The 11705-nt window shown below is 71.6% G+C and carries 8 protein-coding genes and 1 pseudogene; 3 read left to right on the plus strand and 6 right to left on the minus strand.

The features are described from left to right. Positions 1–10: 10 nt before the first annotated feature. Positions 11–472: a hypothetical protein gene (locus ESG85_RS33670; protein WP_342781449.1), complete on the minus strand. Its 462-nt coding sequence runs from the start codon at positions 470–472 to the stop codon at positions 11–13. A gap of 387 nt (positions 473–859) precedes the next feature. Between ESG85_RS33670 and ESG85_RS36485 the strand changes: the two genes are divergently transcribed. The 3 genes and pseudogenes from ESG85_RS36485 to ESG85_RS33690 all read left to right on the plus strand — a co-directional run. Next, on the plus strand, positions 860–1873 hold the full coding sequence (locus ESG85_RS36485) for a protein kinase family protein (RefSeq protein WP_246095545.1): 1014 nt from the start codon (positions 860–862) through the stop codon (positions 1871–1873). 294 nt (positions 1874–2167) lie between these two features. Beyond that, positions 2168–4537, plus strand: a complete 2370-nt coding sequence (locus ESG85_RS33685; RefSeq protein ID WP_128984974.1) for a serine/threonine-protein kinase — start codon at positions 2168–2170, stop codon at positions 4535–4537. A gap of 4 nt (positions 4538–4541) precedes the next feature. Continuing rightward, a pseudogene (locus ESG85_RS33690) lies at positions 4542–5549 on the plus strand (serine/threonine-protein kinase); the annotation flags it as partial. Between the two features lie 311 nt (positions 5550–5860). Here ESG85_RS33690 and ESG85_RS33695 read toward each other — a convergent pair. The 5 genes from ESG85_RS33695 to ESG85_RS33715 form a co-directional block, all read right to left on the minus strand. After that, positions 5861–7084: a S8 family serine peptidase gene (locus tag ESG85_RS33695; protein WP_128984975.1), complete on the minus strand. Its 1224-nt coding sequence runs from the start codon at positions 7082–7084 to the stop codon at positions 5861–5863. A gap of 246 nt (positions 7085–7330) precedes the next feature. Then, positions 7331–7939, minus strand: coding sequence for a hypothetical protein (locus ESG85_RS33700; protein WP_128984976.1), 609 nt, complete (start codon positions 7937–7939; stop codon positions 7331–7333). Positions 7940–8088: 149 nt separating this feature from the next. Further along, a complete protein-coding gene (locus ESG85_RS33705; RefSeq protein WP_128984977.1) occupies positions 8089–8583 on the minus strand; it encodes a hypothetical protein in 495 nt (164 codons plus the stop codon). 262 nt (positions 8584–8845) lie between these two features. Continuing rightward, positions 8846–9499 (minus strand): hypothetical protein, encoded by a 654-nt coding sequence (locus tag ESG85_RS33710; protein WP_128984978.1) that lies wholly within the window; start codon positions 9497–9499, stop codon positions 8846–8848. A 23-nt stretch (positions 9500–9522) separates the two neighbouring features. After that, positions 9523–11705 (minus strand): hypothetical protein (locus ESG85_RS33715; protein WP_128984979.1); only part of this gene is annotated, 2183 nt, incomplete at its 5' end.

Here is an 11705-nt window from a genome sequence, read left to right on the forward strand (position 1 = left end):
GCTCCCCCGCCTACGTGAAGTACTCGTTGATCTTGGACACGGCGAGTGCCGCCTTGATCTCCTCGTCGTCCCTCGCGTGCGCGGTCGCGCTGTGGTCGAGGTGGTTGGAGATGTGCGCGCAGGCGTCCAGCAGCGTGCGGAGCTGGGAGGCCCAGGTCTCCTGCACGGTCGTCAGGGCCGAGCCGGTGCGGAAGGCGTTCCTCGACAGTCCGGTCGCCGCGTCCGACGTGTCGGTACGGGCGTGGTTGCCGTCCTTCGCGAGCCTGCCGTTCAGCTCGTACGCGGCATGGCCGACGGCCCCGAGGTGGTCCTGGCGGACGGCGAGGTCGGCACCCCCGGACCCACCGCCGGATCCGGAGCCGGCCTGGCCGGCGGGCAGCCCGTTCACCCGCATGCCGACGCGGGTCGCGGCGGCGGCGCGCTCGACCGCCCACTCCTCCTCGAACGACACGACTCCCCCACTGTCAGCCACGCACGGGTCCATGGAGGATCCGGCGGCACCTTGCGTTGTCGGAGCGCCAGACGTTACTGCCGCATACCGCCGTGCAAAGCGGTCCGCGTCAACGTCACGCCGACCGCCGGCGGCGGCGCCGACGACCGGCGGAGGCCGCCGCACGACCGCCACCAGGAAGAACGAAGGCGGCCGTCGAGGAGGGCGCGATCGTCGGATCAGATGTGAACCCCTCTTATGAGGGGCTCCGCCGCGTCGCCGTCATGACGTACGCGCCACCGGCGACGGCACACCGTCCCGGACCCCCACCGGGTGCCCGGCCGCCTCCTCCTGTCCCCGGCCCCGCTCGCGTCCCCGCCCCTTGAGTAGGCTCTCCCTGCTCAGGCGAACAACAGGGGGAATTCGCTCATGGAACGGCCGTACCGTCTCGTCACGCGCCTGGACTCGACGCCCTCCGCCGCCACCGGCCCCCGTCCTCCGTACCGCCGCTTCGTCGCGCGTTCCCGGGACGGCGACCGTACGGTGCTCCTGACCGCCCCGCTGCCGGGCGCCGACCCGGCGCTGTTCCGCGCGGAGGCCGAGGCAGCGCAGCGGCTCGCCGTGCCGTGGACCCTACCCGTCACCGAGGTCGGCGGGGACGGCCAGCTCGGCGGGGACGGTCGGCTCGGCGGGGGCAATGAGCCCGGTGGGGCCAACGAGGCCGGTGGGGACAGCGGGTCCGGCGCGGGCAGCGGCAACGGCGCGGGCGGCGAGAGGCCTGCCGGTGCCGACGACCCCTGGTACATCAGCCCGTACGTCCCCGCCCTCCCGCTTCCCGTCGCGCTGGCCGTGCACGGCGCGCCCCTGCCGGAGGAAACGGTGCGGGTCATCGGTGCCGCCCTCGCCGAGACGCTCGCCGCGCTGCACGCGCAGGGCGTCACGCACGCGGGCGTCACGCCGGCCGCCGTCCTCCTCACCGCCGACGGCCCGCGGCTCACCTGCTTCGGCGCCGCCCGTACGACGGGCCAGGTCGAACGGGACGCCGCCCCGGAACGCGCCACGGGCGGGCGGCCCCGCCCGCCTGGCGACGTCCACGGACTCGGCACGGTCCTCGCGTACGCCGCGACCGGCCACACCGTCCCCGAGCGCGAGGAACTCCCACCGGCCCTGCGCCCCACGATCACCGCCTGCCTCACCCGCGAACCGGCCCACCGCCCGGCTGCCTCCGCGCTGTTCACCGCGCTCGCGCCGCCGAGCCCGCATGAGACGGTGCTCGGTTCGGCGTCCGCCCTGCTCACGCCCGGCTGGCTGCCGCCCCGCGTGGTGGCGGCCCTCGCCCGCCAGTCCGCGGCGCTCCTCGCGGCCGACTTCCCCTCCGCCGACGCGACGGCCGACGCGACGAAGGACCGCCCCGGCCACCCGGCGCTACACCAGCGGGGCTGAGAACAGCAGGGCTGAGACAGCAGGGCTGAGAACAAGGGCCCAGCCCGACGGCCGAGCCCCGACCCACGACCGTAAACCGCGCACCGCAGACCCCCCACCCCCCATCGCGCACCGCGGAACCCCCACCGCACACCGCACACCGCACCCCGCGACCGCCCACCACGCACCGCACGCCGCGCCCTACGAGCCGCAGCCCACCAGCCTCCAGCCCAGAAGCCGCCAACCCAGAAGCCCCGCACTCCAGAGCCCCAAGCCGAGAACCAAGAACCGAGAACCGAGAACCGACAACCACCCATGCTCTCCCCTCTCACCCACGACGACCCGGCCTCCATCGCCGCGTACCGTCTCCTCGCCCGCCTCGGTTCCGGCGGCATGGGGACGGTCTACCTGGCGCGCTCGCCGGGCGGCCGTACCGTCGCCCTGAAGACGCTGCACGCGCGCCTCGCCGCCGATCCGGCGTTCCGGGCCCGATTCCGGCTGGAGACGGACGCCGCCCGTGTCATCGGCGACCGACACGGCGCGGCGGTCTTCGACGCCGACCCGCTGGCCGAAACGCCCTGGCTGGCCACGGAGTACGTCCTCGGTCCGCCCCTCGACGACGCCGTCGCCCTGGCGGGGCCCCTGCCGGAGCCCACGGTCCGCGCCCTGGGCGGCGCGCTCGCCGGGGCGCTGCGGCAGCTGCACTCGTCCGACGTGGTGCACCGTGACCTGAAGCCGTCGAACATCCTCGTCACCGCCCACGGCCCCAAGCTGATCGACTTCGGCATCGCCCGCGCGGCCGGGGACGTGCACCTCACCACCACCGGCGCGGCGGCCGGCACGCCGGCCTACATGTCGCCTGAGCAGGCTTCGGGGCAGGAACACCCGCCCGCGGGCGATGTGTTCGCGCTCGCAGGCGTCCTGGTCTTCGCGGCGACCGGACGGCCGCCGTTCGGTACGGGCGCCCCGGCCGACCTCCTCTACCGCGTCCGGTACGCCGACCCGGACCCGGTCGCGCTCGACGCCCTGCCGCCGTCGCTGCGCCCGCTGCTGACCGCGTGCCTCGCGAAGGACCCGGCGGCCCGCCCGACCACCTCCGCCCTGGTCGACGGACTCCACGACGGGCACGGCGAGTTCGCCGACCACCTGCCGCCCCCGCTGCTCGCCGCGATAGCCCGCCGCGCCACCGACGTCTGGCACGCCCACCCGCCCCGCCTGCCGGCCCCCGCGGAGGACCCGTACGCGGGGTTCGGACAGTCAGGGTCCACGCATGGGGCCGCCGGCGACCACCCCGGCTCCTCTGGCCGCTCCAGGTCCACCAGGTCCACCAGCTCCTCCAAATCCTCCAAATCCTCCGCATCCTCCGGCTCCTCCCGCCTCACGACCCCCTCTGGCCCCGCCGGCCTCTCGCGTCGCCGACTGCTCGTCACGGGAGGCGGTTCGGTGCTCGGGCTCACCGGTGTGGGCGCGGGCGTGTGGGCCTGGCTGGGGCGCGGCGAGGGCGGAACGGGCGGAGGGGCCAACGCCTCCGGCGCGCCCTCCGGCGATCCCTCCGGCGCGTCGGGCGCGTCCGGCGCGCCGAAGGAGACCGGTCCCCTGCGGACCGCCTGGGTCAAGGACGCGGCGGAGGCCACCGGTTCGGCTCCGCCGATCGTCCGGGACGCCGCCGTGATCGTCATGTCCGAGAACGGCCTGAAGGGCCTGCGCGCCGCCGCGGGCGGCTTCGAGTGGACCGACATGTGGATCACTCACGAGCACCGGGTCGTCGCCGACCGCAGGAACGTCTACGGCCTGGTCGTCACCGCCGCCGCCGAGATGAGCATCCACGCGATCGACCCGAACACGGGGGAGAGGGAGCGCGAGCTCGTCGACCTCAAGGAGTTCAGGAAGAGTCCCTCGGGCGGCCAGGCGAAGATGCTGTACGCGAGCGACGACACGCTCTACGTCGCGCTCGACCCCCTCTTCAAGGACAGGTGGACCCTCCTCGCGTACGACACCTCGACCGGCCGCGAGCGCTGGCGCGTCGCCCTCGAACCGCCGTCGCCGGGCGCCGGTGCCCGGGTCGACTTCGCGCGGGCCGTCGGCAACCGGCTGCTCGTCGGCCAGGCGGTCAACGACCTGACCATCACCGCGTACGACACCCGCAACGGCAAGAAGCTGTGGCGTCAGGTCGTCCCCGAGGGCTCCGGGGCGTCCCTGCCGCCGCCCCTCGGCGTCGAGGTCGCGGAGGACGGCACGCACGTCTACGTCGGCGCCGAGGAGCTGCACGCGGTCCGGATCTCGGACGGCGTGGTCATCTGGAAGTTCGGTTACAACCGCCCCTACGGCGACCTCATGCCCGCCCGGCGGCACTACGGCGCGCCGCTCGTCCGCAACGGCGTCGTGTACGCGGCCGAGGGCACGGAGACCCTGGTCGCCGTCGACGCCCGGCGCGGCAGGCTGCTGTGGGAGGCGGACGTGTCGGCCGGCGGCGCGCCGAACCTCGTCGTACCGCCCGTCGCGAGCTCGACCGTGCTCTGCCTGCCCAACACGGGCGGTTTCGGCGTCGTCGACCTGACCTCGCACCGATACGTCCAGACGTTCGACTCCGGCAGCGTGCGGCTCACCGCCGTGGACGACACCTGGTTCTACGGCGTCGGCAACGGCCGGGTGACGCAGTACGAACCGCAGCGAAAGGACCAGTGAGCCCGTGCACCCGCTCTCCGCAGGAGATCCCCTCCGGCTCGGCCCGTACCGGCTGCTCGGCGTCCTCGGCGAGGGCGGCATGGGCAAGGTGTACTTCGGCCGGGACGACGCCGGCCACCCCGCCGCCGTGAAGGTCCTCCGTCCCGAACTCGCCCACGACCAGGGCCTCGCGCAGCGCTTCGTCCGCGAGGCGGAGATGGCGCGCGCCGTCACCGGCAAGGGCGTGGCGCGGGTGCTCGGCGCGCGGACGGAGGGCGGACGGCCGTGGATCGCGGCCGAGTTCCTCGCCGGGCCGACGCTGGCCGACGCCGTGGGGACGTACGGCCCGATGGACGAGCCGACCGTACGGGCCCTGGGCCACTTCCTCGCCCGCACCCTCCACGACATCCACGCGGCGGGCCTCGTCCACCGTGACCTGAAGCCGGCCAACATCGTGCTGACGTCGTCGGGTCCGCGGGTCATCGACTTCGGCATCGCCCGTCCCGAGCACGGGCTGACGCTGACCACGACCGGCCAGATCCCGGTGACGCCGGGATACGGCGCACCGGAGCAGGTCCTCGGACACCGGGTCGGGCCGGCTTCGGACGTCTTCTCGCTCGGCGCGGTGCTGGTGTACGCGGCGAGCGGGCGGCGCGCGTTCGACGGGGCGCACGTCGCGGCCGTGCAGTACGACGTCGTACACGGCAACCCGGACATGAGCCGGGTCCCGCACGGCCTGCAGCCGCTGATCGGCCCGTGCCTGTCGAAGGACCCGGCGGCGCGCCCCACGCCCGGGCAGATCACGGCGGCCCTGCCGGCGCCCAAGGGCGCCGAGCGCGCGTGGCGCAAGGGCCCGCTCGCCGAGGACATCGCCCGGCGCGAGAAGGACACCGCCCGGCTCCTGTCCGCCACGGGCGCGGGTGCGCCGGGCTCCGGCGATGCTTCCCGGCCGGCGGGTGCGGCGCGGCGACGGTTCCTGACGGCACTGGTGGCGGGCGGCGCGGTGCTGACGGTCGGCGGGGGCGTCGCGGCGGTGGCCCAGCGGAACGACTGAGGACGCCCGGCCGGCGGCCGAGGCGTCATGGCCGGACGGTCGATGAGGCGGCCGCCGAGGCGCTACGGGTGACCGGTCCACGAGGCCGCGGCCGAGGGACAGGGAGCGGCGGCTCGCGACCGGCGACCGGCGACCGACGTCCGGCGGCCGGCGGCCGGCGGCCGAGTGGGGTGGCGAGGGCTCTGCGCCACGGGTGTCGGGACGGCCGGGCGGACGGGCGGCCTGACGCCCGTCCGCTCCACGCCGCGGGTGGCCGGCCCGGTGTGCGCCGGGCAGGTGCCGGACGCGCGTCAGGCCGTCCGGCCGCGGCGGTGGTCGGTGACGAGCAGCGGAGTTCCCACGGCCAGGCACAGGAGCCCGGCGGCGCAGACGCCGAGGGCGATCCAGAATCCCGTGCTGTGGCCGTCCGTTCCCGGCGCGGCGGCGAGGTCCGGCGTGCCCGCGGAGGCGGAGGGCGCCGGGGCCGGTGCGCCGGCGGACGGTGTGGGGGCGGAGATGGGCGTGGGCGTCGGGTTGGGCTCGGCGTAGTCGTCGAGCGGGTACTCGTCGCGCGGACCGGGGTCGCCTGGCGTCTTGAGCGCGCGCAGCGGGCGCACGGCGCCGTAGCCGATGGAGTCGTTGCGGACGGCACCGTCGCTGGGCCCGGAGATCGTGTTGAGGAGGACGCGGAGGACCTGGTTGCGCGTCCAGTCGGGGTGCACGGACCAGACGAGGGCGGCGGAGGCGGCGGCGAGGGCGGAGGCGACTTCGGTGCCCTTGGTCCGGCACAGTCCGGTGCCGCCGGCGCAGGCACTGATGATCTCGGTACCGGGGGCGGCGATGTCGACGGTGCGTCCGACGCCCGTGCCCTTGAGGCGGGTGAGCTTGCTGTCGATGGCGGTGACGCCGACGACGCCGGGCAGTGAGGCCGGCGTGTCCACGCCCGGGTCGTCGAGGTAGGAGGCGTATCCGACGCCTGCGAAGACGAGTTTGTTCTTGGACATCGCGTAGGCGACGGCATCGCGCACTTCGGGGGAGGTGTCGTGGGCGATGACGGGCAGGGTGACGGAGACCGAGATGATCTTGGCGTCGGAGTCGGCGGCGTACCGGAGCGCGGGGGCGAGGCCGGCGTCGACGGCCTTCTCCTGGTCGGCGAGGCTGCCCTTGCCGGTGTACCCGTCGCTGATGTTCAGCGGCATGATCTTCGCGCCGGGCGCCAGCCCGAAGGCGCTCTGTACCCCGCCGGGACCCTTGCCGGTGCCGGCGATGACGGCGGCCGTGGTCGTGCCGCCGTCCTTGCGGCCGGCGGTACCGGCTCCCGGGAAGTCGCTGCCGGGGACCAGCCGCCCGGAGAGCTCGGGCACGGCCTTCACGCCGGTGTCGATGAGGGCGATCGTCACGCCCTTGCCGGTGCTGCGCTGCCAGATCTCCTCGGCGTGCAGGGTCGTGAGGTGCCACTGCCGCGACCGCACGGTCTCGGCATGCGCGGGCGTCGCGCCGACCCCGAACACGACGAGCCCGACGACGGCGGCCATCCCGCGCCACAGCCCCCGCACCCCCACCCGGCCGGGCCCCCCGCTCCGCGAACCGCCCGGCACACGTCCGTCCCGGCGGCCGACACCAGGCCTACGCCCACGCCCAGGCCCCCACGCGCAGCGCATCCTTCTCCCGCTCATGATCCGGTCCGACCCCCGACCACCGGCCGGCTCACGGCCATCGTACGGGCGCCGCCGAACACGTCCGTCGGCGTGGGCCCCGAACCGCCGTCTCCCCTGCGCCCGTTACGGCAGGAGCACTTCGGGCACGGCCACGGGCTTCTCACAGCCCAGATGCTTCTGGGTGTTCCGGACCAGCGAGGGCAGCAACGTCGCGGCCAGAGAATCGCCCTCAGCCCCGGTCTCGGAAGACGTGTAGGCAATGACCTCCAACGGCAGAGCACTCCTCTGCTCCGGCGCCGTACCACTGACCTTGCAGGGCAATATGGCCGTGATTGTCCTGTTCTCGTTCTGCCTCTCGATGTACACGTCCTGCGCTACCTCGGTCCGCTCCACCTTGCTCGCCCCCGTCTCCAAGGTGTCCATGGTGAGGACGGACCACTTGACGTGCACCTCCAAAATCCGACGCAACTCGATGCCGTTCGCCGACAGCTCACAGGGCTCGTGGCGGGACCTTGTCCAATCCTCACCGTCCGGGTCGTACTGCCGCGCCTCCTTGAGCATCGCCCGCGCGATCGACGACCAAGGAGTACTCACGCCACGAAACTTGTTGTCGCCGACCACAGCTCTGACCTTCGACACACCCGCAGCGCCGAACACTTCCTCACAGCCCCTCAGCCCAGCCTCGGCTTCCGCATCCGCGTCCCCACCGCCGGAACACGCAGTCAAGAGCAAAGCGACAGCCAAAGAACCCGCAGCGCACATCATCGACCGTCGCACACTCTTCCCCACCCTGCGCCGCCCCACTTGTTCACCGTCAGACCATCGACGCCCTCAGCGCCGGACACCATTGCCCGCGTAGCGCTCCTGCCCCCTCGCCCCTCCTACGGCACGAGCACATCCGGCACGGACACGGGCTTCTCACAGCCCAGATGCTTCTGGGTGGTCCGGACCAGCGAGGGCAGCAACGTCGCGGCCAGGGAATCGCCCTCGGCGCCGGTCTCGGGGGACGTGTAGACAATGACCTCCAACGGCAGAGCATTCCTCTGCTCCGGAGCCGTACCACTGACCTTGCAAGGCACGATTACCTTGATCGTCCTGGCGTCTACCCGCTTGTAGACGTACACGTCCTGCGCTTCCTTGGTCCACTTTCCCCTGTCCGCCCCCGTCGACAGGGTGTCCATGGTGAAAACGGACCACTTGACGTTGACCTCCACACGCCGACGCATCTCGATGCCGTTGGCCGACAGCTCGCAGGGCCTGTGGCGGGACCTTGTCCAATCCTCGCCGTCCGGGTCGTACTGCCGCGCCTCCTTGAGCATCGCCCGCGCGATCGACGACCAAGGAGTACTCACGCCCTGGAACTTGTTGTCACCCACGACGGATTGCACCTTCGACACACCCACGGCGCCGAACACTTCCTCGCAACCCCTCAGCCCAGCCTCGGCTTCCGCATCGCCGTCCCCACCGCCTGAACACGCGGTAAGGAACAAGACGGCAGCCAGAGAACCCGCAGCACCAATCATCGACCGTCGCACACTCTCCCCCACCCTGCGCCGCCCACTTGTTCAACGTCAGACCATCGACGCCCTCAGCGCCGGACACCATTGCCCGCGTAGCGCTCCTGCCCCCTCGCCCCTCCTACGGCACGAGCGCATCCGGCACGGACACGGGCTTCTCACAGCCCAGATGCTTCTGGGTGTTCCGGACCAGCGAGGGCAGCAACGTCGCGGCCAGAGAATCGCCCTCGGCGCCGGTCTCGGAAGACGTGTAGGCAATGACCTCCAACGGCAGAGCATTCCTCTGCTCCGGCGCCGTACCACTGACCTTGCAAGGCACGATTACCTTGATCGTCCTGGCGTCTGCCCGCTTGTAGACGTACACGTCCTGCGCTTCCTTGGTCCACTTTCCCCTGTCCGCCCCCGTCTTCAAGGTGTCCATGGTGAGGACGGACCACTTGACGTGGACTTCCACGATCCGACGCAGCTCGATGCCGTTCGCCGACAGTTCACAGGGCTCGTGGCGGGACCTTGTCCAATCCTCACCATCCGGGTCGTACTGCCGCGCCTCCTTGAGCATCGCCCGCGCGATCGACGACCAAGGAGTACTCACGCCACGAAACTTGTTGTCGCCGACCACGGCTCTGACCTTCGCCACACCCGCAGCGCCGAACACTTCCTCGCAGCCCCTCAGCCCGGCCTCGGCTTCCGCATCGCCGTCCCCACCGCCGGAACACGCAGTCAGGAACAAGGCGACAGCCAAAAAGCCCGCAGCACCCATCATCGACCGTCGCACACTCTTCCCCACCCTGCGCCGCCTCACTTGTTCCCCGCCAGCGGCTCGACGATCTGGGCGCCCCTGCCGTAAGAGGACTCGATCGTCTCGACAAGAGCCTGCCTCTCCGTCAACGTCATCCCCTGCGACTCCGCGACGTGGAAAGCCGGCGTGGCCACAGCCCGTTCCCCCGCCTCCCTGGCGTCCAGGACGGCTCCGTCGGCCGTGTCGTCGTTCTTGTACTCGTGGTCCTTGAGGTACTGGAGGGTGTCCGCCGCGTACCCCGTGCTGACCGAGGAGCCGACGCTCTCCAGGACGATCGGGACCGCCGTCGCCGCCACGATTCCGGCAGCGGGTCCGACCAGCACGGCCGAGCCGACGCCCACCACTACGGCGAGTCCGCCGCTGACAGCGGACTTGCGCCATTCGGCCTGCTGTTCCATCTCCAGGTTCCTGGCCTCTTCCTGGTCCTTGAAGTCCTGGCCGATCGCGACGATGCGGGATTCGTCGAGGATGCCGTGCACCTTGGTGGCGTGGTGCAGGAAGGTGAGCTGCGAGCCGTGGTCCTTCTCCAGGGCCTTGAGACCACCCGCCTCGTACACCGACTGCGCCACGGACAGCGTCTTGTACGCCTCCTCGTCGCCGGCTACGGCGTTCATGAAGCGCAGGCTGGCGTTCGCCCCGAAGTCCGTCCGTGAACTTCCGTCGCTGCTCCCCTCGAAGAGCGCGCTCCGGCCGAGAGCATCGCCGGAGCCGCCGAAGTTGTACGTCGAGTAGTTCAGGTCGTCGATGTACGCCGCGCCCATCCGGCCCAGGCTGTCGATCAGCGGCTTGTGATGCTCGCGCAGCTCGGTGTTGGTCCCGTACGTGTCGATGACCCGCTTCATCAGTTCCGCGGTCTGTTCGTCGCGCCGGAGCTGCGGGTTGGGGTCGTCCCAGCCGTGGCCGGTCGTCGCCGCCTCCAGGGCGTGTCCGAGGGCGTCGGGCATGTACTCCGCGGACTTCTCGACGTCCTCGGGGATGTGGCCGTCGATGTCGGGGAAGAACTTGTACTCCGCGTTCTGGAAGTACTCCAGATAGTCCTTCTGGATGCCGTCCTTCTCCGGGTCGAGATCGACCGTCCCGCCGACGCTTCCGTCCTTGTTGTACGCCGTCGGCTCTCCCGTGAAGAACTGCTTGGCCGCCTCCGGGCTGTGCCCGAGCGCCTCCAGCATGGCGGTCATGGGGTCGTAGCCCGATCCGTTGACGCCCGACGGGTTGAAGGGGTGCTTCAGCCATCCGCCGAGGCTCTTGCCGTCGGCGAACATGTACGGGTCCTTGGCGTGCAACTGGGTCACGTGTTCGGCGATCGGGGTCAGGAACTTCGGATCGTAGTTGCCGTAGCGCATGATGCCGCCGAGCAACTGGTAGCCGAACGGCCCGGAGTAGGCGTGCTTGTCGAGCGGAATCCGTTCCGTGCCGAGCTTGCGCATGTCGGCCGACCACTTCTCGGTCCAGGCGTCGCCGCCGTGGGTGGCGGTGGCGAGGTTGAGGCCGAGGTTCCGCTGGAGCTCCTGCACGTCCGCCAGCCGCTGCTTGTCGAGTGTGGCGTAGTCGTACGTGTCGGTGGAGAGCTGCCCGAAGAACTCCAAGGCGCCCTTGGGACCGAGAGAGTTGTAGAAGGCGCGGGAGAACTCCTTGGAGGAGCCGTTGTCCTTGAGCAGTTCGTTCAGCCGCTCCAGCTCCGCGTGGGAGATGTCCCGGCCCTTCTTGGCCAGGTCGATCGCGCGCTGTGCTTCCTCGGCGTCCAGGCTGCCGTACTTCGGGGCGCTGAAGTTGTGCTTGTCGGCGGTGACGTTGGCCTTCAGCGCGTTCGAGCAGGCCACGTCGGCGTCGTCGCAGGTCTCGATGATCGCGTCGATACGACGCTGCATGGCGGCGGCCTCGGCCTGCTCCTTGCGGATCAGGTTCTGGAAGTCGGGATCGTGCCGAGCCGCCTGGTCCTTCGTCGACGACAGGGGCTCCCGGGCTTCCACCACGCCGTTGGACTTCACCAGGAAGCCCTTGGCCGGGGCTTCGGTCTCGACGATCTTCCGGAGGTCGTCCTGTGCCTTCTTGAAGGCCCGGTACCCGTCCTCCAGGATCTTGTGAATGCCGTCGGCCTCCTTGGCCGCGTCCGCGAACTCCTTGGCGGTCTTGTCGATGAACGGCTTCGTCACCTCGGCGTTCACGCCCCGCCAGTCCTCGG

The organism is Streptomyces roseicoloratus (assembly GCF_004117935.1).
In the GTDB taxonomy this organism is placed as follows: Bacteria; Actinomycetota; Actinomycetes; order Streptomycetales; family Streptomycetaceae; genus Streptomyces; species Streptomyces roseicoloratus.

Coding starts and splice junctions, on each gene's coding strand:
- ESG85_RS36485 (WP_246095545.1), top strand. CDS start 860: ATGGAACGGCCGTACCGTCTCGTCACGCGCCTGGACTCGACGCCCTCC.
- ESG85_RS33685 (WP_128984974.1), top strand. CDS start 2,168: ATGCTCTCCCCTCTCACCCACGACGACCCGGCCTCCATCGCCGCGTAC.
- ESG85_RS33695 (WP_128984975.1), bottom strand. CDS start 7,084: ATGGCCGCCGTCGTCGGGCTCGTCGTGTTCGGGGTCGGCGCGACGCCC.